Annotated in this window: 22 protein-coding genes; 4 read left to right on the top strand and 18 right to left on the bottom strand. The window is 70.0% G+C overall.

Going from position 1 to position 22,382, the window contains the following annotated elements:
• Positions 1 to 2: 2 nt before the first annotated feature.
• From rplE to rpsL, 18 genes are all read right to left on the bottom strand, one after another.
• Positions 3 to 566: a 50S ribosomal protein L5 gene (rplE, locus tag M8C13_RS11800; RefSeq protein ID WP_252480562.1), complete on the bottom strand. Its 564-nt coding sequence runs from the start codon at positions 564 to 566 to the stop codon at positions 3 to 5.
• 2 nt (positions 567 to 568) lie between these two features.
• Positions 569 to 883 (bottom strand): 50S ribosomal protein L24, encoded by a 315-nt coding sequence (gene rplX, locus M8C13_RS11795; RefSeq protein WP_252480561.1) that lies wholly within the window; start codon positions 881 to 883, stop codon positions 569 to 571.
• Position 884: 1 nt separating this feature from the next.
• Complete coding sequence (gene rplN, locus M8C13_RS11790; protein ID WP_209707277.1) at positions 885 to 1,253, bottom strand: 50S ribosomal protein L14; 369 nt, start codon at positions 1,251 to 1,253, stop codon at positions 885 to 887.
• An 84-nt stretch (positions 1,254 to 1,337) separates the two neighbouring features.
• A complete protein-coding gene (gene rpsQ / locus M8C13_RS11785; RefSeq protein ID WP_252480560.1) occupies positions 1,338 to 1,616 on the bottom strand; it encodes a 30S ribosomal protein S17 in 279 nt (92 codons plus the stop codon).
• Positions 1,613 to 1,870 carry a 50S ribosomal protein L29 gene (gene rpmC, locus M8C13_RS11780; protein WP_185000428.1) on the bottom strand — a complete coding sequence of 86 codons (258 nt, stop codon included), beginning with the start codon at positions 1,868 to 1,870 and terminating at the stop codon, positions 1,613 to 1,615. The genes rpsQ and rpmC overlap by 4 nt, the downstream gene beginning before the upstream one ends.
• Complete coding sequence (gene rplP / locus M8C13_RS11775) at positions 1,870 to 2,289, bottom strand: 50S ribosomal protein L16 (RefSeq protein ID WP_185000430.1); 420 nt, start codon at positions 2,287 to 2,289, stop codon at positions 1,870 to 1,872. The genes rpmC and rplP overlap by 1 nt, the downstream gene beginning before the upstream one ends.
• Before the next feature lie 3 nt (positions 2,290 to 2,292).
• Positions 2,293 to 3,132 carry a 30S ribosomal protein S3 gene (gene rpsC, locus M8C13_RS11770; protein ID WP_252480559.1) on the bottom strand — a complete coding sequence of 280 codons (840 nt, stop codon included), beginning with the start codon at positions 3,130 to 3,132 and terminating at the stop codon, positions 2,293 to 2,295.
• The gene (rplV, locus tag M8C13_RS11765; RefSeq protein ID WP_252480558.1) at positions 3,132 to 3,548 is read right to left on the bottom strand and encodes a 50S ribosomal protein L22; all 417 of its coding nucleotides are present in this window, start codon (positions 3,546 to 3,548) and stop codon (positions 3,132 to 3,134) included. The genes rpsC and rplV overlap by 1 nt, the downstream gene beginning before the upstream one ends.
• Before the next feature lie 40 nt (positions 3,549 to 3,588).
• Positions 3,589 to 3,870 (bottom strand): 30S ribosomal protein S19, encoded by a 282-nt coding sequence (gene rpsS / locus M8C13_RS11760; protein ID WP_252480557.1) that lies wholly within the window; start codon positions 3,868 to 3,870, stop codon positions 3,589 to 3,591.
• Between the two features lie 18 nt (positions 3,871 to 3,888).
• On the bottom strand, positions 3,889 to 4,722 hold the full coding sequence (rplB, locus tag M8C13_RS11755; protein WP_247755555.1) for a 50S ribosomal protein L2: 834 nt from the start codon (positions 4,720 to 4,722) through the stop codon (positions 3,889 to 3,891).
• 21 nt (positions 4,723 to 4,743) lie between these two features.
• Entirely contained in the window at positions 4,744 to 5,043 is a 300-nt protein-coding gene (gene rplW / locus M8C13_RS11750) for a 50S ribosomal protein L23 (RefSeq protein WP_252480556.1), read from the bottom strand.
• A complete protein-coding gene (gene rplD, locus M8C13_RS11745) occupies positions 5,040 to 5,732 on the bottom strand; it encodes a 50S ribosomal protein L4 (RefSeq protein WP_252480555.1) in 693 nt (230 codons plus the stop codon). The genes rplW and rplD overlap by 4 nt, the downstream gene beginning before the upstream one ends.
• Positions 5,732 to 6,382, bottom strand: coding sequence for a 50S ribosomal protein L3 (gene rplC, locus M8C13_RS11740; RefSeq protein ID WP_252480554.1), 651 nt, complete (start codon positions 6,380 to 6,382; stop codon positions 5,732 to 5,734). Before rplC ends, rplD begins: the two co-directional genes overlap by 1 nt.
• A 48-nt stretch (positions 6,383 to 6,430) precedes the next feature.
• Complete coding sequence (rpsJ, locus tag M8C13_RS11735) at positions 6,431 to 6,736, bottom strand: 30S ribosomal protein S10 (RefSeq protein ID WP_003938093.1); 306 nt, start codon at positions 6,734 to 6,736, stop codon at positions 6,431 to 6,433.
• A 394-nt stretch (positions 6,737 to 7,130) separates the two neighbouring features.
• Positions 7,131 to 8,324: an elongation factor Tu gene (gene tuf, locus M8C13_RS11730; protein WP_252480553.1), complete on the bottom strand. Its 1,194-nt coding sequence runs from the start codon at positions 8,322 to 8,324 to the stop codon at positions 7,131 to 7,133.
• Between the two features lie 179 nt (positions 8,325 to 8,503).
• Positions 8,504 to 10,603 carry an elongation factor G gene (gene fusA / locus M8C13_RS11725; RefSeq protein WP_252480552.1) on the bottom strand — a complete coding sequence of 700 codons (2,100 nt, stop codon included), beginning with the start codon at positions 10,601 to 10,603 and terminating at the stop codon, positions 8,504 to 8,506.
• Positions 10,604 to 10,691: 88 nt separating this feature from the next.
• The gene (rpsG, locus tag M8C13_RS11720) at positions 10,692 to 11,162 is read right to left on the bottom strand and encodes a 30S ribosomal protein S7 (protein ID WP_252480551.1); all 471 of its coding nucleotides are present in this window, start codon (positions 11,160 to 11,162) and stop codon (positions 10,692 to 10,694) included.
• Positions 11,162 to 11,536 (bottom strand): 30S ribosomal protein S12, encoded by a 375-nt coding sequence (gene rpsL, locus M8C13_RS11715; RefSeq protein WP_086785056.1) that lies wholly within the window; start codon positions 11,534 to 11,536, stop codon positions 11,162 to 11,164. The genes rpsG and rpsL overlap by 1 nt, the downstream gene beginning before the upstream one ends.
• Positions 11,537 to 11,946: 410 nt before the next feature.
• Between rpsL and M8C13_RS11710 the strand changes: the two genes are divergently transcribed.
• Genes M8C13_RS11710 through M8C13_RS11695 form a run of 4 tightly spaced genes read left to right on the top strand, consistent with a single transcriptional unit; the run spans position 11,947 to position 22,382 of the window.
• Positions 11,947 to 12,465 (top strand): YbaB/EbfC family nucleoid-associated protein, encoded by a 519-nt coding sequence (locus tag M8C13_RS11710; RefSeq protein WP_252480550.1) that lies wholly within the window; start codon positions 11,947 to 11,949, stop codon positions 12,463 to 12,465.
• Positions 12,465 to 12,782, top strand: coding sequence for a hypothetical protein (locus M8C13_RS11705; RefSeq protein ID WP_252480549.1), 318 nt, complete (start codon positions 12,465 to 12,467; stop codon positions 12,780 to 12,782). Before M8C13_RS11710 ends, M8C13_RS11705 begins: the two co-directional genes overlap by 1 nt.
• Before the next feature lie 44 nt (positions 12,783 to 12,826).
• The gene (locus M8C13_RS11700; protein WP_252480548.1) at positions 12,827 to 21,385 is read left to right on the top strand and encodes a hypothetical protein; all 8,559 of its coding nucleotides are present in this window, start codon (positions 12,827 to 12,829) and stop codon (positions 21,383 to 21,385) included.
• Complete coding sequence (locus tag M8C13_RS11695; RefSeq protein ID WP_252480547.1) at positions 21,378 to 22,382, top strand: nucleoside hydrolase; 1,005 nt, start codon at positions 21,378 to 21,380, stop codon at positions 22,380 to 22,382. Before M8C13_RS11700 ends, M8C13_RS11695 begins: the two co-directional genes overlap by 8 nt.

Raw genomic sequence — 22,382 nt, 5'->3', positions numbered from 1 at the left:
AATCAGTTCTCCTTGAACGGGAAGCCCAGGAGCTTCAGCAGCGCCCGGCCCTCCTCGTCGGTGCCGGCGGTGGTGACGACGGTGATGTCCATACCGCGCGGACGGTCGATCGAGTCGGGGTCGATCTCGTGGAACATCGACTGCTCGTTCAGACCGAACGTGTAGTTCCCGTTGCCGTCGAACTGCTTCGGGGACAGACCGCGGAAGTCACGGATACGCGGCAGCGCGATGGTCAGCAGCCGGTCCAGGAACTCCCACATGCGGTCGCCGCGCAGGGTGACCTTGGCGCCGATCGGCATGCCCTCGCGGAGCTTGAACTGCGCGATGGACTTGCGCGCCTTGCGCACCTCCGGCCGCTGGCCGGTGATGGTGGCCAGGTCGCGGATGGCGCCCTCGATCAGCTTTCCGTCGCGGGCGGCGTCACCGACACCCATGTTCACGACGATCTTCACCAGGCCGGGGATCTGCATCCGGTTGGCGTAGACGAACTGCTCCTGCAGCGCGCCCGTGATCTCCTCGCGGTAGCGGCCCTTGAGCCGCGGAGCGATCTTCTCTGCGGTCGTCATGATCAGATGTCCTTACCGTTCCGCCGCGAGATACGGACGCGACGACCCTCGTCGTTGGTGCGGTAACCAACGCGGGTGGGCTTGCCGTCGGAGTCCACGACCATCACGTTGCTCACGTGGATCGAGGCCTCCTGGGTCACGATGCCGCCGGTCTGGGCGCCACGCTGGGTCTGCGAGACCCGCGTGTGCTTCTTGATCCGGTTGACACCTTCGACGAGGACGCGGTCGGTGTCCGGGTAGGCCTGGATGACCTTGCCCTTGGCGCCCTTGTCCTTGCCGGCGATGACGACGACCGTGTCGCCCTTTTTGATCTTCATGTCAGAGCACCTCCGGCGCCAGCGAGATGATCTTCATGAACTTCTTGTCCCGCAGCTCGCGGCCGACCGGGCCGAAGATGCGGGTACCGCGGGGCTCGGTCTCGTTCTTGATCAGAACGGCCGCGTTCTCGTCGAACCGGATGTAGGAACCGTCCGGACGGCGGCGCTCCTTGACCGTGCGAACGATGACCGCCTTGACGACGTCACCCTTCTTCACGTTGGCGCCGGGGATCGCGTCCTTGACGGTGGCGACGATGACGTCGCCGATACCCGCGTAGCGACGCGACGAACCACCGAGAACGCGGATGCAGAGGATTTCCTTCGCACCCGTGTTGTCGGCGACGCGCAGTCGCGACTCCTGCTGAATCACTTACCTTCTCCTTGACCCATACTGGCGTGCCAGATTTCCGACCTGACACGCGCGGTCCCGCCCCGCTCGCGCGGGGCGGTGGTGTTACTTGGCCTTCTCCAGGACCTCGACGAGCCGCCAGCGCTTGGTCGCCGACAGCGGCCGGGTCTCCATCAGCAGCACGCGGTCACCCACGCCCGCGGTGTTGGCCTCGTCGTGCGCCTTCACCTTGGTGGTGGTGCGCAGGACCTTGCCGTACAGCGGGTGCTTCTTGCGGTCCTCGAGCGCGACCACGATCGTCTTGTCCATCTTGTCCGCGACAACGTAGCCCTCACGGGTCTTACGGTTGTTGCGCACCTCAGTGCTCTCGACATTCTCGCTCATGCTGCACCTTCACCTTCAGCGGATGCCGCGACCTCGTCCGGCGAGACGGACAGGCCCAGCTCACGTTCCCGCATCACGGTGTAGATACGGGCGATCTCGTGCCGGATGGCACGCAGACGCCGGTTGTTGTCGAGCTGCCCGGTCGCCATCTGGAAGCGGAGGTTGAACAGCTCCTCCTTGGCCTCCCGAAGACGCAGCACGAGCTCCTCGTTGGTGAGCTCACGCAGCTCGGAAGCGGTGTTCGTCGCTGCCATCAGAACTCACCACCCTCACGCGTGACGATGCGGCACTTCATCGGAAGCTTGTGGATCGCGCGGCGGAGCGCCTCGCGAGCCACGGTCTCGTTCGGGAAGCTCATCTCGAAGACGACGCGACCCGGCTTGACGTTGGCCACCCAGTACTCCGGCGAACCCTTACCGGAACCCATGCGGGTCTCGGCAGGCTTCTTGGTGAGCGGACGGTCCGGGAAGATGTTGATCCAGACCTTGCCGCCACGGCGGATGTGCCGGGTGATGGCGATACGAGCGGACTCGATCTGCCGGTTGGTCACGTAGGCCGGCTCCAGAGCCTGGATGCCGAACTCGCCGAACGTGACCCTGGTGCCACCCTTTGCGGCGCCGGAGCGGCCGGGGTGGTGCTGCTTGCGGTGCTTGACCCTGCGCGGGATGAGCACGACTCAGCCCTCCGTCTTCTCAGCCGCGCTGCCGTTGCCGGACTCGGCCGCGGCGGGGGTGGTGTCGACCGGCTCGGTCGCGGCCTCGGCCGCGGCGCGCCCGGCCTCGGTGCTCGTCGGCGTGGTGCCGGAGGCGCCGGAGCGACGACGGCTCGGACGCTCGCGCCGCGGGGCGCGGTTGTCCGGTGCCGCGGCGGCGACGGTCTCGCGACGGCCGCCGATGACGTCACCCTTGTAGATCCACACCTTCACGCCGATCCGGCCGAAGGTGGTGCGCGCCTCGTAGAGGCCGTAGTCGATGTCCGCGCGCAGCGTGTGCAGCGGGACGCGACCCTCGCGGTAGAACTCCGAGCGCGACATCTCGGCACCGCCGAGGCGGCCACCGCACTGCACCCGGATGCCCTTGACCTGCGGCGAGCGCATGGCGGACTGGATGCCCTTGCGCATCGCGCGCCGGAAGGACACGCGGTTGGACAGCTGCTCGGCGACCATCTGGGCAACCAGCTGGGCGTCCGACTCGGGGTTCTTGACCTCGAGGATGTTCAGCTGGACCTGCTTCTTGGTGAGCTTCTCCAGCGCACCGCGAATGCGGTCGGCCTCCGCGCCGCGGCGACCGATGACGATGCCGGGCCGAGCGGTGTGGATGTCGACGCGAACCCGGTCCCGGGTGCGCTCGATCTCCACCTTCGAGATACCGGCACGCTCCATGCCGCGGGCGAACATCTTGCGGATCTTGACATCCTCCGCGACGTACTCCGCGTACTGCTTGTCTGCGTACCAGCGGGACTTCCAGTCGGTGGTGATTCCCAGCCGGAAGCCGTGCGGGTTGATTTTCTGGCCCACTACCGGCCACTCCCCTTCACGCTGGACTTGCGAGCCTTGCTGACCACCTTCGGACGGGACTCCACCTCGACGGTGATGTGGCTGGACCGCTTGAGGATCCGGAACGTGCGCCCCTGGGCGCGCGGCTGGATCCGCTTCATGGTCGGCCCCTCGTCAACGAACGCCGCGCTCACCCAGAGGGTGTCGGGGTCGAGTTCGAGGTTGTTCTCGGCGTTGGCCATGGCACTGGCGAGCACCTTCGCCACCGGACCGCTTGCGGCCTGCGGCGCGAACTGGAGCACGGCCAGGGCTTCCTGGGCGTTACGGCCCTTGATCAGCTCGACCACGCGACGCACCTTCATGGGCGTCATGCGGACGTAGCGGGCCCGCGCCACTGCGCGCGGAAGCTGCTCCACGCCTGCGGCATCGTTACCCATTGCTGTTACCCCTTGCTCTTTGTTCGTGTCACTGGCCGCGTCAGCGGCGACGCGACTTGCGGTCATCCTTGATGTGGCCCTTGAAGGTGCGGGTAGGGGCGAATTCGCCCAGCTTGTGCCCGACCATGGACTCGGTGACGAACACCGGGACGTGCTTGCGGCCGTCGTGCACCGCGATGGTGTGACCCAGCATGTCCGGGATGATCGTGCTACGACGGGACCACGTCTTGATCACCGTCTTCTTGCTGCCCTCGTTCTGCGCGTCCACCTTCTTGAGCAGGTGGTCGTCAACGAAGGGGCCCTTCTTCAGGCTGCGAGGCATCCTTCACTCCCTTCCTGCTCAGCGCTTCTTACCGGTGCGACGACGCCGGACGATGAGCTGGTCGCTTGCCTTGCGGCGGCGGGTCCGGCCTTCGGGCTTACCAGCGGGGTTCACCGGGTGGCGACCACCGGAGGTCTTGCCCTCACCACCACCGTGCGGGTGGTCGACCGGGTTCATGGCCACACCACGGACGGTCGGGCGCTTGCCCTTCCAGCGCATGCGGCCTGCCTTGCCCCAGTTGATGTTCTGGTGCTCGGCGTTGCCCACCTCGCCGACGGTGGCGCGGCAGCGCACGTCGACGTTGCGGATCTCGCCCGAGGGCATCCGCAGCTGGGCGTAGGGGCCGTCCTTGGCCACCAGCTGAACGCTGGCGCCCGCGGAACGGGCGATCTTGGCTCCACCACCGGGCCGCAGCTCGATCGCGTGGATCACGGTGCCGACCGGGATGTTGCGCAGCGGCAGGTTGTTGCCCGGCTTGATGTCGGCCTTGGGGCCGTTCTCAATCGGGTCGCCCTGGCGCAGGTTGTTCGGCGCGATGATGTAACGCTTCTCGCCGTCCACGTAGTGCAGCAGCGCGATGCGTGCGGTGCGGTTGGGGTCGTACTCGATGTGCGCGACCTTGGCCGGCACGCCGTCCTTGTCCGCCCGGCGGAAGTCGATCAGCCGGTAAGCACGCTTGTGACCGCCGCCCTTGTGCCGCGTGGTGATCTTGCCGTGCGCGTTACGGCCGCCATGGCCGTGCAGCGGGCGGATCAGCGACTTCTCCGGGGTGGAACGAGTGATCTCGGCGAAGTCCGAGACGCTCGAGCCACGACGACCCGGGGTCGTAGGCTTGTATTTGCGGATGCCCATCTCTAACGCGTCCTCAATCCCTTAGGCGGCCGGGCCGCCGAAGATCTCGATGGCCTTGCTCTCGGCGGACAGCGTCACAATCGCGCGCTTGGTGTCCTTGCGCTTGCCATACCCGGTGCGGGTCCGCTTGCGCTTGCCCTGGCGGTTGATCGTGTTCACGGACACGACCTTCACACCGAAGACCTTCTCGACAGCAATCTTGATCTCGGTCTTGTTGGCATCGGGAGCCACGAGGAAGGTGTACTTACCCTCTTCGAGCAGCCCGTAGCTCTTCTCCGAGATCACCGGAGCGAGCAGGATGTCGCGGTAATCGGGGATCACTTGTCACCCTCCTCTGCGACGACCTCGCTGGCGCGAGCGCTGGCCTTGACCGAGTGGCCCGAGGTCGGACCGGCGATGTAGAGCGCCAGTGCGTCCCTGGTGAACACCACGTCGTCGTTGACGAGCACGTCGTAGGTGTTCAGCTGGTCCTGCACGAGCACGTGGACGTTGTCCAGGTTGCGCAGGCTCACCCAGGTGAGCTCATCCGCACGAGTCACCACGACGAGCGTGCGCTTGCCGGTGCTGATGGACTCGATGATGCGGCGAGCGCCCTTGGTCGACGGCGCGTCGCCCTCGACCAGCGAGGTCAGCACGTGCAGCCGGCCGTTGCGCACCCGGTCGGAGAGGGCGCCACGAAGAGCGGCGACCTTCATCTTCTTGGGCGTCCGCTGCGAGTAGTCCCGCGGCTTCGGGCCGTGCGAGATGCCACCACCGGAGAACTGCGGGGACCGGGTCGAACCCTGACGGGCGCGGCCGGTGCCCTTCTGCCGGTACGGCTTCTTGCCACCGCCGGAGACCTCGGCACGGGTCTTGGTGCTGTGCGTGCCCTGCCGCTTGGCGGCCAGCTGCGCGGTCACCACCTGGTGCATCAGCGGGATGTTCGCCTGAACGTCGAACAGCTCCGCGGGCAGCTCGATGGTGCCTTCGGTCTTGCCGTCCGGGGTCCGGACGTCAACGCTCACGGTCATCACGCACCACCCTTCGCGGCCGTCTTGACCAGCACCAGTCCACCCTTGGGGCCGGGAACGGCGCCCTTGATGAGCAGCAGGCCGGTCTCGGCCTCGATGCGGTGCACGGTCAGGTTCTGGGTGGTCACGCGGGCGCTGCCCATACGGCCGGCCATGCGCACGCCCTTGAACACTCGGCCAGGGGTGGCGCAGCCACCGATGGAACCGGGCGAACGGTGCTTGGCCTGGGTGCCGTGGGACGCGCCGAGGCCAGCGAAGCCGTGCCGCTTCATGACACCCGCGTAGCCCTTGCCCTTGCTGGTGCCGACCACGTCGACCACGGCGCCGGCCTCGAACAGCTCAGCGGTGATCTCCTGGCCGACCTCGTACTCGGCGGCGTCAGTGGTACGCACCTCGACCAGGTGGCGGCGCGGAGTCACGCCGGCCTTGGCGAAGTGGCCGCTCACCGGCTTGTTGACCTTGCGGGGGTCAATGGCGCCGAACGCCAACTGGACGGCCGAGTAGCCGTCATTCTCCTGCGTACGGACCTGAGTCACCACGCACGGCCCGGCCTTCACGACGGTCACCGGAACGATCCGGTTGTTCTCGTCGAAGACCTGGGTCATACCGAGCTTGGTGCCCAGAATCCCCTTGATCTGCCTGTCAGACATGGGTCTCGTTACTTCCTCGCCCCAAAAATCGAACGGTGCGTCCGGCTATTACTGGATGTTGACGTCGACGCTCGCCGGCAGGTCGATGCGCATGAGCGCGTCCACCGTCTTCGGCGTGGGGTCGAGGATGTCGATCAGACGCTTGTGGGTGCGCATCTCGAAGTGCTCCCGCGAGTCCTTGTACTTGTGCGGGGAGCGGATGACGCAGTAGACGTTTTTCTCCGTGGGCAGCGGCACCGGCCCGACCACGCGAGCGCCGGTGCGCGTCACGGTTTCCACGATCTTGCGTGCGGACGCGTCGATCGCCTCGTGGTCGTAGGCCTTGAGCCGGATGCGGATCTTTTGTCCCGCCATGGTGGCTTGCCGTTCCTCTTCTCGTACCGCTGCGGTGCTGGCCAGCTGTGCCTTGGCCCGCTCGGGGGTCTTGGCCGCGCCAGGCGCCGCCTCTGTTGAGATGTCACGGTTCCCGGTCCACGCGGTCGGGCGTGTCGCGCCGTGAGGCACAGACCGGTCCCACTGACTTGAACCTGTGGGATGGGCCGCTAGGCCCGGGTCCTGCTGTCCTGGCTACGTACGCAAAGCAGCTAAGCCTCACGAACGCGGGACTACTCGTGGTGGGGCGGCCAGACGATCCATCTTGCCTGGCCGCCCCAACGAGCAACCCATACAGGATGCCACACCGGAGTATGGCGATCCAAATCGGGGCCGTGACAGGGAGAGGCAGCTCACGCCGCCTCTCCCCCTGACATCACTTGACGATCTTGGTGACCTGGCCCGCACCAACGGTGCGGCCACCCTCGCGGATGGCGAAGCGCAGGCCCTCCTCCATGGCGATCGGCTGGATCAGCGCGACCTTCATGGCGGTGTTGTCGCCGGGCATGACCATCTCGGTGCCCTCGGGGAGGGTCACCACGCCGGTCACGTCAGTCGTCCGGAAGTAGAACTGCGGACGGTAGTTGTTGAAGAACGGCGTGTGACGGCCACCCTCGTCCTTGGACAGGATGTAGGAGGTCGCCTCGAACTCGGTGTGCGGGGTGACCGAACCCGGCTTGCAGATGACCTGGCCGCGCTCGACGTCCTCGCGCTTGATGCCACGGACGAGCAGACCGACGTTGTCACCGGCCTGGCCCTGGTCCAGCAGCTTGCGGAACATCTCGACACCGGTGACGGTGGTCTTCGCCGACTTCTCCTTGATGCCGACGATCTCCACCTCCTCGTTGACGTTGATGACGCCACGCTCAACACGACCGGTCACCACGGTGCCGCGGCCGGTGATGGTGAAGACGTCCTCGACGGGCATGAGGAACGGCTTGTCGATCTCGCGCTCCGGCTGCGGGATGGACTCGTCCACCGCGTCCATGAGGCCGATGAGCTTCTCGCCCCACTCCTTGTCGCCCTCCAGCGCCTTCAGCGCGGAGACGCGGACCACGGGGAGGTCGTCGCCCGGGAACTCGTACTCGGAGAGCAGCTCGCGCACCTCGAGCTCAACGAGCTCCAGGATCTCCTCGTCGTCCACCATGTCGGCCTTGTTCAGGGCGACCACGATGTACGGCACGCCGACCTGACGGGCCAGCAGCACGTGCTCCTTGGTCTGCGGCATCGGGCCGTCAGTGGCGGCCACCACCAGGATCGCGCCGTCCATCTGCGCGGCACCGGTGATCATGTTCTTGATGTAGTCCGCGTGACCCGGGCAGTCCACGTGCGCGTAGTGGCGCTTCTCGGTCTGGTACTCGATGTGCGCGATCGAGATGGTGATACCGCGCTGCTTCTCCTCCGGCGCCTTGTCGATCTCGTCGAACGGCGTGAAGGGGTTCAGGTCCGGGTACTTGTCGTGCAGAACCTTCGAGATGGCCGCGGTCAGCGTGGTCTTCCCGTGGTCAATGTGACCGATGGTTCCGATGTTGACGTGCGGCTTCGTCCGCTCGAACTTCGCCTTCGCCACTGGATTGTCCTCCTGGACTTCTTGTCTTGCCGCCGTGCCAACTGATCGTGGTCGGTCCGGCGATATCAGGGCCGGAGTGCGGACCCTGGGGAAGGCTCCCCGATTTTGGCCCACACGGGACGTGCGGTTCCGGCTGGAGCCTGCCCGGCCTCAGGTCGAGACCGGGCCGGCTCCCGGGGTCACTCCCCCGTCGCCTTCGCGATGATCTCCTTCGCCACGTTCTGCGGAACCTCGGCGTAGGAGTCGAACTGCATCGAGTAGTTGGCGCGACCCTGCGTCTTGGAACGCAGGTCGCTCACGTACCCGAACATCTCCGACAGCGGCACCAGCGCGTTGACCACGCGGACACCACTGCGCTCGCCCATGGACTGGATCTGCCCACGGCGGGAGTTCAGGTCGCCGATGACCTCACCCATGTAGTCCTCGGGCGTGGTCACCTCGACCGCCATGACCGGCTCGAGCAGCGCGGGGCTGGCCTGACGGGCAGCCTCCTTCAGCGCGATGGAACCGGCCACCTTGAACGCCATTTCCGAGGAGTCGACCTCGTGGTAGGCGCCGTCGATCAGGGTCACCTTGACACCGACCAGCGGGTAGCCCGCGAGCACGCCGTACTGCATGGCGTCCTGCGCGCCCGCGTCCACCGAGGGGATGTACTCCCTGGGGATGCGGCCACCGGTGACCTTGTTGTCGAACTCGTACATCGCACCTTCGGCGGTGTCCAGCGGCTCGACGGTGATGATCACCTTGGCGAACTGGCCGGAGCCACCGGTCTGCTTCTTGTGCGTGTAGGAGTACTTCTCCACCTTGCGGCGGATGGTCTCACGGTAGGCGACCTGCGGCTTGCCGACGTTCGCCTCGACCTTGAAGTCGCTCTTCATGCGGTTGACCAGCACCTCGAGGTGCAGCTCACCCATGCCGGAGATGACCGTCTGACCGGTCTCCTCGTCGAGCTGGACCTGGAAGGTCGGGTCCTCCTCGGCGAGCTTCTGGATCGCGATGCCCAGCTTCTCCTGGTCAGCCTTGGTCTTCGGCTCGATCGCGACCTTGATGACCGGGTCCGGGAAGGTCATCGACTCAAGGATGATCGGCTTCTGCGGGTCGGCCAGCGTGTCGCCGGTGGTGGTCTCCTTGAGACCGGTGACGGCGTAGATGTGGCCGGCCGTCGCGTCGTCGACCGGGTTCTCCTTGTTCGCGTGCATCTGGAAGAGCTTGCCCAGACGCTCCTTGCGGTCCTTGGTCGCGTTGATCAGCTGAGCGCCCGCGGCGACCTTGCCCGAGTACACCCGGATGTAGGTCAGCTTACCGAAGAACGGGTGCGTCATGATCTTGAACGCGAGGGCCGAGAAGGGCTCGGAGGAGTCCGCGTTGCGGACCGCCTCGGTCACGCCGTCCTGCAGCGTGCCCTTGACCGACGGCACGTCCAGCGGGGTCGGCAAGTAGTCGACCACCGCGTCCAGCATCGGCTGCACGCCCTTGTTCTTGAAGGCGGAGCCGCACAGGATCGGGTAGGCCTGGCTGTTGATGGTGATGTGCCGGATGCCGGCCTTGATCTCCTCGATGGTGAACTCGCCACCCTCGAGGTACTTCTCCATCAGCGCGTCGTCGGTCTCGGCCACGGCCTCGACCAGCGCGAGGCGGTACTCCGCGGCACGCTCGGCCAGGTCGGCCGGGATGTCCTCAACCGCGTAGTCCTCACCCTTCTTGGTGTCGCCACGCCAGGTGAGGGCCTTCATCTGGACGAGGTCGACGACACCCTCGAAGTCGCTCTCCGCGCCGATCGGCAGCTGGATGACCAGCGGCTTAGCGCCCAGACGCTCCTTGATGGTGCGCACGGTGAAGTAGAAGTCGGCGCCCAGCTTGTCCATCTTGTTGACGAAGCAGACACGCGGCACGTCGTACTTGTCGGCCTGGCGCCACACAGTCTCGGACTGGGGCTCGACGCCTTCCTTGCCGTCGAAGACCGCGACGGCGCCGTCCAGGACGCGCAGCGACCGCTCCACCTCGACGGTGAAGTCGACGTGACCCGGCGTGTCGATGATGTTGATCTGGTGGTTGTTCCAGAAGCAGGTGGTCGCGGCGGAGGTGATCGTGATGCCGCGCTTCTGCTCCTCCTCCATCCAGTCCATCGTCGCCGCACCGTCGTGCACTTCACCGATCTTGTAGTTCTCACCGGTGTAGTACAGGACGCGCTCGGTCGTGGTGGTCTTGCCCGCGTCGATGTGGGCCATGATCCCGATGTTGCGGACCTTGGCCAGGTCAGTCAGCACGTCGCGTGCCACGGGTCTTCCTCGTTTCCTGATTGCGTGAGGCGCGCGTTGTCAAGCGCGGGAAGGCGGATGGCGCCTGTCGGCCCCATCCGCCACGTCATCACCAGCGGTAATGCGCGAAGGCCTTGTTGGACTCGGCCATCTTGTGCGTGTCCTCGCGGCGCTTGACGCTCGCCCCGAGACCGTTGCTGGCGTCGAGCAGCTCGTTCATCAGGCGCTCGACCATGGTCTTCTCACGGCGCTGACGGGAGAAGCTCACCAGCCAGCGGAGCGCGAGGGTGGTGCTGCGCCCAGGCTTGACCTCGACCGGCACCTGGTAGGTGGCGCCACCGACACGACGGCTCTTGACCTCGATCGTCGGCTTGACGTTGTCGAGCGCGCGCTTGAGGGTGACGACCGGGTCGGCGCTGTTCTTCTCGCGGGCGCCCTCGAGCGCCTTGTACACGATCTTCTCCGCGACCGACCGCTTGCCGTCGACAAGCACCTTGTTGATCAGCTGGGTGACCAGCGGGGAGCTGTAGACCGGGTCGGAGATCAGCGGCCGCTTGGGGGCAGGACCCTTGCGAGGCATTAGCTCTTCTCCTTCTTCGCGCCGTACCGGCTGCGAGCCTGCTTGCGGTTCTTCACGCCCTGCGTGTCGAGCGAACCGCGCACGATCTTGTAGCGAACGCCGGGGAGGTCCTTCACACGGCCACCGCGCACGAGCACCATCGAGTGCTCCTGCAGGTTGTGGCCCTCACCGGGGATGTACGCCGTGACCTCGATCTGGCTGGACAGCTTGACGCGAGCGACCTTGCGCAGCGCCGAGTTCGGCTTCTTCGGGGTAGTGGTGTAGACGCGGGTGCACACACCGCGCCGCTGCGGGCTCCCCTTGAGCGCCGCGGTCTTGGTCTTCGTGACCTTGTCCTGCCGGCCCTTGCGGACCAGTTGCTGGATCGTGGGCATGGACCGTCTTTCTCTGTTCGCCTCTGGTGTGTCCGGTGGTTATGCGGGGCTCCTCCGTAACCCGAGGTCGGGCGTGTCGCCCGATTCCGCGCCCCATTTCCACCTGAGACGTCCCACTGGGATTGGGAGGATTCCGCGCGTGTCGCCTAGAAGTCAGCCCGGCTGCGACACACGAGCTGCGCCTCTCAGGCACGCGGAGCGGCCCGACGCAAGTCGGGCACGAGTAGCAAAGATACCTGGCTCCTACCTGGAGGGTCAAAACGGGGGCCGCCCCGCCTGTGGATACTCCCCGCGCAGGTGGTGACGGGTGTGGATGCGCCGGATCGACGCACACCGTAACCGGCTTCACGGTAGCTTCCCTGTGACCCCGCCCGCCGCCGCGGTGGCCCACCAGCACTAGGAGTACCCGCATGTTCGACTTCGACGCAGAGAACGCCGAGCTGGAGGCACGCAACGCCCAGCTGCGCGATCGCGTCGACGACATGATGCGTGACCTGCGGGAGAAGACCGACAACCTGCGCGAGGCGCAGGCCAGGATGGCCGCCGTGGTGGGCGAGGCCAGCTCACCCGATGGTGTGGTGACCGCCACGGTCGGGGCCAACGGCGTGCTGAGCAAACTGACCCTCTCGCCGCGCGCCTTCGAGCGGGTCACCCCGGAGAGCCTGGCCAGGACGATCACCGGCGTGGTGCGCGAGGCCGCGGCCAACGCGCAGGAGCAGATCCAGGAGGAGTTGGCCCCGCTGGCCACCGAGGACGAGCCCATGATCGACCTGCCGGACCTGCTGCCCGGCGCGCCCTCGCTGCAGGACCTGCTCCGGATCCCGCCGATGGAAGAAGTGACGGAGAACACGAAACCGGCGCACCGCAGGCCGGAGTCGGAGGAGGACGAGGACGGCTACGGGTCGGTGTTCCGGAAGGACGGTTGGTGATGTCCGGCAAGACGCGGCAGAACGCCGACGGCATCCGGGCCGGGGCGGGCAGGCTCAGCCGGGTCGGCGACGACCTGGCCAAGGCGGCCACCAGCCTGCAGTCGGCGCTGACCGGTGAGGGACAGTGCTGGGGCAACGACGAGTCCGGCCAGGCCTTCGCCAAGGACTACGTGCCTGCCGCGGACGCGGTCAGCAAGGGCATCGCCGACGTCGCGCAGGGTCTGATCAACGTGGCCAAGGGCCTCAACGACCAGGCGACCACCATGGAGCAGGCCGACACCGGCGGCGCGGCGAACCTCAAGGCGAGTGGCAGTTGAGCAGGGGCGCGCGCCGCTAGCGGCGGGATGGGGAGCACGAGCTCGTGGGAATCGAACTGCCTGGCTGGCTGCAGTGGCTGGCGCCCATCGTGGTGGGCTCGGAGTGGCCGGAGGGTGACGAGACCGCGCTGATGCGGCTCAGCCAGGCGTGGGAGAAGGCCTCGGGCGACGTCGAGAGCGCGCTGCGCAACGCCGAGAACGCCGTCCGTGAGGCCCGCTCGCACATGGAGGGCGACGCGGCCAAGGCCTTCGACGAGTTCTGGAAGAAGCTGGCCCAGGGCGGCGAGGGCGCCTTGCCCAAGCTCCAGGAGCTGACCAAGACGCTCAGCTCGGCCTGCAAGAACTGCTCGTTGCAAGTCGAGTACGCGAAACTGTCCATCATCGCGGCGCTGATCCTGCTGGCCGCGCAGATCGCGGCCATGATCGCGGCCGCCTTCGTCAGCTTCGGCGCGAGCACCGCGGGCATCCCGGTCGCCCAGATGGCGACCAGGGTGGTCGTGCAGGGCATCTTCCGCAGGCTGATCCAGACCATCGTGCAGCGCTTCGGCACCAACCTGCTGCGCCGCCTGGTGATCAACGTGGGCATCGAGGTGGCCGCGGGGGTGGCCATCGACGCCGGCGTGCAGCTGTTCCAGATGGCCAAGGGCAGCCGCGACTCCTGGGACACCAGCCTGACCCTGGACGCGGCCAAGTCCGGCGCGATCTCCGGCCTGGTCGGCGGCGCGGTCAGCGGCGGCATGGGCAAGGCCTTCGGTGACGGCGTCGGCGACGGCATCGGCAAGACCATGGGCAAGAACGCGCTGGAAGAGGGCCTGACCGGGATGGGCTCGGCGGCCGCGGAAGGCGCGCTGAGCGGCAACTTCGACCTCAAGGACGTGGCCCTCGGCGGCACCTCCGGCGCGGTCTCCGGCGGCCTCGGCGGCGCCAAGGAGAGCTTCGACGCCAGGTCCATGGCCAACCTGGCCTCGCTGGACACCAACCTGGGCAACGCGGGCGGCACCGGCGACGGCGGCCGCGCGGCGCCCCCGTCGGCACCACCGGCGCCGGACCTCTCCGGCCCCAGCCCGAGCCCCAGCCCGAGTCCGAGCTCCAGCTCCAGTTCCGGTGACTCGGGCGGCGGCTCGGGCGGCGGACCCGGCGGTTCCGGCTTCAGCGGTGGTTCCGGCGGCGGCTCCGGCGGCGCGCACAGCGGCGGACCGGGCGGCGGCTCGGGTGACGGACCGGCTCCCCGCGGCAACCAGGACAGCACCTCGACCTCCGGCGTCGCCCCGCCAGAGGCCCCGCCGGTGCGCCCGCAGAGCGACGGCGGTCCCCAGGGCCAGCCCGCGCAGGGTCCGGCGCACCAGCAGCAACAGCAGCAGCCGCAGTTCGGCCCGTCCGGCCAGCAGCCGCAGGGCGCGCCGCCACCGGGCGGTCAGCCGCCTGCGGGTGGCGGCGGCACGCCCGCGCCGCGCGGGCCGATGGGTGGCACGCCGCCGATGGGTGGCGGCCCCAGCCCGACCCCGGGCGGCGGTCCCTCGCCGTCGGGCTCCGGGCCGGCGCACTCGCCGAACACCTCGGGCCCCGGCCCGACCCCGAGCTCCGGGCCGAGCCAGTCGCCCGGCACCAGCCCCACACCCGGATCCGGCCCGACACCCGGCTCAGGCCCCACACCCGGCACCAGCCCCACTCCCGGCTCTGGCCCCACACCGGGCACCAGCCCCACACCCGGTTCCGGTCCCGCGCCCGGCACCAGCCCCACACCTGGCTCTGGCCCTACACCGGGCACCAGCCCCACACCCGGCTCTGGCCCGACGCCGGGCTCCGGTCCCACTCCCGGCCACACACCTGGTCCGGGTCCCTCGCCGACCCCCGGCGGCCAGCCCGGCCACGCCCCCGGCCCGCAGCCCGCCCCGGGCGCGCACCCGCCGGCGGGCCACGTCGGTGTGCAGCCGGTGCCGGGCGGAGTCGTGGGCCGTCCCGGTTCGGCCCCGGGCTTCGGCCCCGGTTTCGGACCGGGCTTCGGCCCTACGCCCGGTCCCGGCCCAGCTCCCGCTCCGCCGCCGCCCGCGCCGCCGATGACCCTGCGCCAGGACGGCGCCCCGGTCATGACCCCGGACGTGGCTGTGGTCACCACGCCGCCGATCCAGGTGGACGGCCCGGCCGCACAACCGCCCACGCGCCCGGCCGGTCCGCCGCAGCACGGTCCGGTCTCGCCGGGCGAGCAGCCGCCAGCGCGTCCCGCGCCGGTGACCGCCGACGAGGGGCCCGCGCCGCGCAGGCCCGCGCCGCTGCCGGACCACCTGGCCGGGCTGGAGCCCAAGATCCAGCGGTCCCAGGCCGGGATCGTGTTGCACGCCTTCGAGGACCGGTTCTCCTCCGGTTCGCACGCCAGCATGCGGGTGGCGGCCGATCCTGGCCGGTTCACCGTGGACCTGCACGGTTCGGCGAACCAGGTCAAGGTCGGCGACCAGAAGCTGTCCGCGCGCGACCTGGCCGACATCATCCGGTCGAACCCGGACTGGGACGGGCAGCAGCCGATCCGGCTGATCTCCTGCCAGACCGGTGGCGGCGAGGACGGGTTCGCCGCCCAGCTCTCCCGCGAGCTCGGCGTCGAGGTGCTGGCCCCGACCAAGGACGCCTGGGTCGACGCCAACGGCAACGTCTTCGCCAGCAGCGCGCACCTGGACACCCGGCCGGGCCGCGAGTACAGCCCCGGCTGGCCGCCCAACGGCGAGTGGGCCACCTTCCGGCCGGATGGCACCAGCCAGCCGCACAACCAGCCGCACCCGCCCGGCCACGCGCCGACCTGGGGTGACAACCCGCCCAGCACGAGCCCGCGCGAGGTCTGGCGGCGCGGCGAGCACGAGCCGGCGAACAGCTCGATGGACCCGCGCCGGTTCCAGCCGCCGCAGCCGCACGCCACCCCGCCACCGGGCAGTCCGCCGGAGCCGCCCGACACCGTCCACAGTGGACCTGATGAGTCGTCCACTGTGGACACTCAGCGACCGGATGTCGAGCAGCCGCAAGCCGATCCGGATCCGCTTCCGGAGTCCACAGAGGACCGTCCGCAGGAGTTCGCGCCCGACGGCGACTACCTCGGCAACCCGGACTACCAGGCGAGCCAGGCCGATCTCGAGCACATGCTCGCCTCCGACTACGGGCGTCAACTGTTCGCACAGGACATGGCGGACATGCGCGAGCTGGCCGAGTCCCGGCCGGAGCTGCGCGCGCTGCTGGAGCGGGTGCCCGCGGAGCAGGTCGCGGCCCTGTTCGGCTACACGGTGGACCACTCCTTCCGCGAGCTGAACGCGGCGCTGCGGCACGGCGATCCCGAGGCGCTGGCCAAGTTCGACGGCCAGATCCGGATGATCACCTCGGCGCTCAACGAGATGCCTGCCTTCGAGGGCCGGGTCACCCGCAACGTCTACTTCGACAACCCGGCGCACATCGACCTCATGGTGCAGGGCTACGAGCCGGGGTCGGTGGTCACCGAACGCTCCTTCACCAGCACCACTGCCGGTGAGCGCAGCCCGGTCGGCGGCCAGGTCAAGATGGTGATCAACTCGCTGACCGGCCGGGACATCACCACGGCCGCGCTCAAGTCCGAGGGCGAGGTGCTGTTCGCGCCGGGCACCAGCTTCGAGGTGACCGCCAGGTACCAGGACGCCAAGGGCCGCTGGGTCATCGAGATGACCGAGGTGCCCACCCCGCGCAACCCGGACGGCTCGCTGGTCAACCCGCCGATGGCCAAGCTGCCGGATGTCCCGGCGCCGAAGTCCACGCTGGCCGACACCCTGGTCACCGGCGACCGGCTGAGCCCGCTGTCGGCCCGCCTGGACGCTCCCGTCCCGGTGCCGGACCGGCCGGACGTGCCGCCGCCGAGCCAGACGGTCCGCCAGGACGCCCCGCCACAAGCGCCACCAGCGCCGCCGCGGCAGGAACCGCCCGTCCAGCCCTCGGCCGGACCTCTTCCCGGCACCGCTCGCCCCGACCTGTCGCCGGCCGCGCCCGCGGACCTGCCGCCAACCGGCGGACCGGTCCGATCCGATCTGCCACCAGCAGGCGGCCCGACCCGGCCAGATCTGTCGCCGGCCGCTGGACCGGCTCGCGCCGACCTGCCCCCTCCTGGCGGTCCGGCTCGCACTGATCTGCCCCCTTCCGGCGGCCCGGCTCGGCCAGACCTGCCACCTCCGGGCGGACCAACTCGGCCCGACCTGCCGCCACCGGGCGGACCGGTCCGGTCCGACCTGCCCCCAGCGGGCGGACCGGCTCGCCAAGACCTGCCGCCCCCCGGCGGACCCACTCGCCAGGATCTGCCGCCAGCCGGCGGTCCGGTCCGCCAGGATCTGCCACCGGCGGGCGGCCCGGCCCGTTCAGACCTGCCCCCAGCGGGCGGCCCAGTCCGCTCCGATCTGCCCCCAGCGGGCGGCCCAGTCCGGTCCGACCTGCCCCCTCCCGGTGGCGCTCGCCCGGATCTGCCGCCGCCCGGCGCGCGTCCCGAGGCGGGACCGCCCCGGCAGGACGCCCCGGTCCAGCCGCTGCGCCAGCCCGGACAACCGATGGTCCGGCACACCCTCCCGCCGGAGGGTCCGCGGTTCGATCCCAACCAGGGCAGGCCGCAGTTCGGTGCGCCCGGGCGGCCAGTGGACCCGAACGCGGCCACCCCGCCGCAGGGCTTCCCGCGCCCCGGTGATGGCCGGACTTCCTTGCCGCCACAGGGTTTCCCGCCGCCCGGCGGGCCGCAGCGCCAGGTGGACCCGAACGCGCCGACGCCGCCGAGGGGTATGCCGCCGCAGGGGCAGCGGTTCGCGCCGCCGCCCGGTGGGTTCCCGCCGAACCAGGGTGGGATGCCGCCGCGCACCGGCGGGCCGCGCCGGGACCTGCCGCCGATGGCGCCGGGTCAGGGTGGCAACCCGCCGATGCCGCCCCGGCACGACGGTGGGCCGCGTCGCGACCTGCCGCCGGCCGGTGGGCCGCGCCGGGACGCTCCCGCCGGTTTCCCGAACCGGGACAACACCGGCCGCCCGCCCGTGCCGCCGCCCGGCCGGATGCCTCCCGGCCGGATTCCGCCGGGCCACACCATGCCGCCGCCTGGTTTCGCCGGGCCGCGCTTCGACGCCCCGCCGCCCCGCCCGCCGGCGCCGGTGTTCCAGCCGAACCGGTTGGACCAGGGCAGCCAGCGGGATCCGCGCACCGACTTCGGCATGGACCGCTCGCAGCCGACGAGTTTTGGGCCGGTCGGCTCCGACTACGTCGACCCTCGGGTGCAGGCCGAGCGGCAGGCGCAGCAGGACCGGGCGAACTACGACGCCAAGATGCGCGAGCTGGAGCAGCGCGCGCGGCGGGACGAGATCGATCCCCGGGACGAGATCGCGCTCAAGCACTGGAAGGCGGAGCAGGCCCAGCTCAACGCGCAGCCGAGCCAGCAGGTCCAGCCGCCGTCGGACCAGGCCCTGCCGCGGCCGAGCAGGGAACGGCCGCTCGGCGAGCTGCTGAACTTCCGGCGGGACCCGGAATCACTGGGGCTGCGCGACGGCGACCTGGACCTGATGCACCGCACCAGGTCCGGGATGTCGATCTACCCGCCGCACCAGGGCGCGCACCTGGACTCCGCCCGGCTGGTCCGGCCGGATCCGCACCGGTTCACCGTCGACCTGCACGGCGGCCCCAACTCGGTCCAGTTCGGCCGCGGCCGGGTGGACGCGAACACGCTGGCCGAGGTGATCAGGGCCAACCCGGACTGGAACGGCCAGCCGATCCGGCTGCTGTCCTGCCAGACCGGGCACCAGTTCGCCGCGCAACTGGCCGCGGCGCTGAAGGTCCCGGTCACCGCGAGCCGGTCCGACGTCTGGGTCGACACCAAGGGCAACGTCTTCGCCAGCAGCAACATCGCCAGCGACGGCTCGCCGCCGCGACCCGGCTGGCCGCCGAACGGCGACTGGGTCACCGTCGACCCCAGGGGCAACGAGCACCGCCACCACGGCGGCTTCGTGCCGGGCGACCCTGGTGTGTGGGGTCCCGAGGGCCCGCAGGATCCCGGGGCCGGGGCGTTCCAGCGCGGTGCGGACAGCGACAGCGCGCCGGAGTCGGTGGACCCGCCGGATGGCAGGCAGGCCGATCCGGTGCCGGGCGAGCACTACACGTTCACCGACGGCACCGACTACGAGACCCAGTACGCGCACGCGCAGCTGGACAGCTCCGATGGGTTCCCGGCCCAGCTCGACGACCTGCTCGCGGCGGCAGGCGCCAGGCTGGAAATGGAGATCACCAGAGCCGACTTCGACCGGATCCGCAACACCGCGATCGAGGACTTCACCCCGCAGGACGCCAAGGTCATGCAGGCGATCCGGGACCAGGTCACGGCGGCTCCCGGCGAGCTGCTCCAGCGTGCGCTGACCGCGGAGGCGGCCACGAACCTGTTGCTGAACAAGGTGATCCCGCCACCGCCGGACCCGCAGGCCGGCCGGTTCGGTGTGCCGAACGAGACCAAGGGCTTCACCGCCAGGTACAGCGACGTGGCACACCTGCGCACTCCGGGCGAGGTGATCGAGGGCCTTCGGCTGGACTACACCGACCCCGGTTACGAAGGCCGCAACGGGCGGCCGCCGTACGACATGAACGACGACAGCATCGTCTCGCTGCGGTTCCCGTTCGAGCCGGGCACGGTGGAGGAGCCGGATGGCACCTCCCGGCAGCGGACGCCGCTGGAGGCGATGCCGATCGCCTACGGCAACCACGACCCCAGCCTCCCGTTCCCGATGGGTGGCAGCTCCAGCATCGACCCGCCGTTCGCCGGGCACGGGTTCACCGGCAGCCGGGACAACCCGGTGCCCGAGTTCGAGTTGTCCCCACACCCGTTCACCGAGCCGGCGGAGATCTGGCTGACCGGCCGCGATGGCGAGTCGAGGCTGCTCGGCGCGTACGACCCGGCCACCGGCCAGTGGAAGCTCACCGCTGAGGGCGAGGCCTACACGCGGGCGCAGGAGCAGCGGGTGGCCGACTTCCAGGCCGCCAAGGCCGCGGCCGAGGCGGAGGCGGCTCCCCCGGCCGACCGCGGCGATGACGACCCGGAGGACCCGCCGACGGCCACCGGCACCGCCGAACCGCCGCCGGGCGGACCGCCACCGCCGCCACCGGCCTTCGCCATGCCGGACCCGGAATCGGGCAGCGGTGACGGCACGCCGGAGAACGCCGACGCCACAACGGAATCCGCCGCTGAGTCCACAGTGGACACTCTGGCGACGGAACCGGGCGCGGACGAGCCTGCCGTGGACCGGGCGGCCGAGGACGAAGCCACCGTCGGGGACCCGACCGCCGACACCCAGGACGGTTCGACCGAGCCCGAGCCGCCGCTGTCCGAGCGCGTCGGCGACCCGGAGGCGGAGGCCCGCCGGGACGAGGCCGTGGACGCCGCGGCGGACCGGCTGGGCATCACCGACCCCGAACAGCGGGCGGCGCTGGCCGACTCCTACGAGGTGGCCAGGGAGTACACCGCGCCGGTGATCGTCGACCTCGCCGTGCGGATGATGGACGACCTGCGCGAGATGGTCGCGGACAACCCCGAGCACCGGGTGGTCTTCCTCGGCCGGGACGGGCACAGCCTGGCGCTGGCCGCGCGCACCCTGGACCCGGCCTTCTTCGCCGACCACTGCCGCGAGGTGGTGCTCTCCAGGGCGGTGGCCGAGACCGCGGTGCTCGACGTCGAGCGCAGCACCGGCAGGCCGTTCGAGGGCATCGAGGCCTTCCGGGACAGCCGCAAGATCGACGAGAGCCTGGTGGACGGCGCCTACGAACGCCTCACCGACTACCTGCGCGCCAGCGGTGTGCCGGTGGACGAGGCGGGGGCCTCGATCAGCCTGGTGGACACCAGCTACAAGGGCACCGTCCAGGAACTGCTCTCCGCGATCTACGACGAGGCCAGCTTCCAGGGCCACTACGCCTTCCACGGCCAGGAACCCACCGACCCGCACCCGGACCACAAGAAGGGCTACGCGGTCGACCTGGGGCCCGATGAGGGCCAGGGCAAGCCACTGGACGAGCTGCCCACCGACCCGAGCCGCACCTTCGCCCACCAGGACGCGATCGGCGTCATCGAGGAGACCCTGCACGGCACCCTGTCCAGCCCGCGCGGGGTGGGCGCGGAGGGCCCGGCCCAGGTGCCCTCGCGGCAGGAGGCCGACCCGCTGGCCGGGCTCAACCCGCTGCGGGTGGCCGCGCCGTTCACCGACCCCTCGGTGCGCGAGGGCGCGATGGAGGTCAACCTGCGCGCGGTCGGCGACTGCGCCGCGCACGTGGCGAACCGGCGGGCCGAGGGCGCGGACTGGCGGGGCGAGCTGACCGCCTCGGCCGAGCACGGCCGGGACGGGGTGCGTTCCTGGGTCGGCCAGGACGAGGCCGCCGACCCGCGTTTCGAGCGGGTGATGGACTCGCTGGTGCGCAGGCACGACAAGAAGTCGGTCAACCAGATCATGGCCGTCATCGACTCGGCCGGGCTGACCGGGGAGCAGGCCCAGCGGGTGTGGGCCGCCTACGATCAGTGCGGCTCCAAGCAGGAGCGCAAGCAGTTCGCCCAGGCGTTCGAGGAGAACCCCGCGATGCTGGAGGGGTCAACCGGTGGGTGAGATCAGCGAGGACTTCGACTACGACATCAACGAGGCGCGCCAGGCGCTGATCGAGCTGAACACCCGGTTCGGCCTGCCGGAGACCCCCGGCTTGGACGCGCCGTTCCCGGCCTCGCAGCAGGGCGCCCCGCTGATCGTGGACACCGACGCCGGCGGTGACCCGGACGACGCGATCGCGCTGGTCGCCGCCGCCACGCTGCCCGAGCTGACCCTGGTGGTGACCACCGACGAGCTGCCCGGCGGCCGTCGCGCCCGGTTCGTCCGGCTGCTGCTGGACCTGCTGGGCCGCCCCGAGGTGGCCGTGGTGACCGGCCGGGACCTGGGCAACACCCGGCTGGACTGCATCGACGGCCTGGTACCCGCCGAGGTGCCCGCGCAGCGCGAGGACGTGGTGGACGCGGTCACCGCGGTGTGCGACCGCTACCAGGGACCGGTGCGCTGGGCCGGGCTCGGCCCGATGTCCAACCTGGCCGAGGTGCTCACCACCCGCCCCGAACTGGCCGAGCGGCTGGTCATCACCCAGATGGGCGGGGCGCTGAACTACCGCGACCCGGAGCGGGCCGAGCACAACGTGCGGATGGACCCCGAGGCGGCCAGGGTGGTGCTGGCCAGGGCGAACCAGCCGCGCCTGGTGCTCTCCGACGTGACCTTCACCCCCGAGCTGGAGATCCGCGCGAGCGAGGACCTGCACCGGCGGCTGGCCGCGCCGGAGGCCCCGGTGTGGGCCAGGCTGCTCGCCGCGCACCTGGGCCAGTGGTTCACCCGCTTCCACCCCGGCACCATCCAGCACGACGGCCTCACGCTCACCGCCGCGCTGCGACTGCCGTTCGTCCGCCTGGTCGCCAGGACCGTGGTGCTGGACGAGATCGGCCGGATGAGCCTGGCCGAGGGCGGCGCCGAGGTGCTGCTGACCAGGGCCGCGGACTACCCGGCGTTCAACCGCTGGCTCGGCCTGAAGTTCGACGCGCTGCTCGATGGCACCACGGTGACCAGGTAG

The organism is Crossiella sp. SN42 (genome assembly GCF_023897065.1).
In the GTDB taxonomy this organism is placed as follows: domain Bacteria; phylum Actinomycetota; class Actinomycetes; order Mycobacteriales; family Pseudonocardiaceae; genus Crossiella.
Note: the sequence above shows the minus strand (reverse complement) of the source record. Positions and strands in the feature narration are given on the sequence as shown.

Excerpts from the sequence above, each read along its gene's own strand:
- rpsL (WP_086785056.1), bottom strand. The coding sequence starts at position 11,536 with ATGCCCACGATCCAGCAACTGGTCCGCAAGGGCCGGCAGGACAAGGTC.
- rplE (WP_252480562.1), bottom strand. The coding sequence starts at position 566 with ATGACGACCGCAGAGAAGATCGCTCCGCGGCTCAAGGGCCGCTACCGC.
- rplX (WP_252480561.1), bottom strand. The coding sequence starts at position 883 with ATGAAGATCAAAAAGGGCGACACGGTCGTCGTCATCGCCGGCAAGGAC.
- rpmC (WP_185000428.1), bottom strand. The coding sequence starts at position 1,870 with ATGGCAGCGACGAACACCGCTTCCGAGCTGCGTGAGCTCACCAACGAG.
- rpsJ (WP_003938093.1), bottom strand. The coding sequence starts at position 6,736 with ATGGCGGGACAAAAGATCCGCATCCGGCTCAAGGCCTACGACCACGAG.
- rpsG (WP_252480551.1), bottom strand. The coding sequence starts at position 11,162 with ATGCCTCGCAAGGGTCCTGCCCCCAAGCGGCCGCTGATCTCCGACCCG.
- rpsQ (WP_252480560.1), bottom strand. The coding sequence starts at position 1,616 with ATGAGCGAGAATGTCGAGAGCACTGAGGTGCGCAACAACCGTAAGACC.
- rpsS (WP_252480557.1), bottom strand. The coding sequence starts at position 3,870 with ATGCCTCGCAGCCTGAAGAAGGGCCCCTTCGTTGACGACCACCTGCTC.
- rplV (WP_252480558.1), bottom strand. The coding sequence starts at position 3,548 with ATGGGTAACGATGCCGCAGGCGTGGAGCAGCTTCCGCGCGCAGTGGCG.
- rplC (WP_252480554.1), bottom strand. The coding sequence starts at position 6,382 with ATGTCTGACAGGCAGATCAAGGGGATTCTGGGCACCAAGCTCGGTATG.
- M8C13_RS11705 (WP_252480549.1), top strand. The coding sequence starts at position 12,465 with ATGTCCGGCAAGACGCGGCAGAACGCCGACGGCATCCGGGCCGGGGCG.
- rplD (WP_252480555.1), bottom strand. The coding sequence starts at position 5,732 with ATGACCGTGAGCGTTGACGTCCGGACCCCGGACGGCAAGACCGAAGGC.
- M8C13_RS11710 (WP_252480550.1), top strand. The coding sequence starts at position 11,947 with ATGTTCGACTTCGACGCAGAGAACGCCGAGCTGGAGGCACGCAACGCC.
- rplB (WP_247755555.1), bottom strand. The coding sequence starts at position 4,722 with ATGGGCATCCGCAAATACAAGCCTACGACCCCGGGTCGTCGTGGCTCG.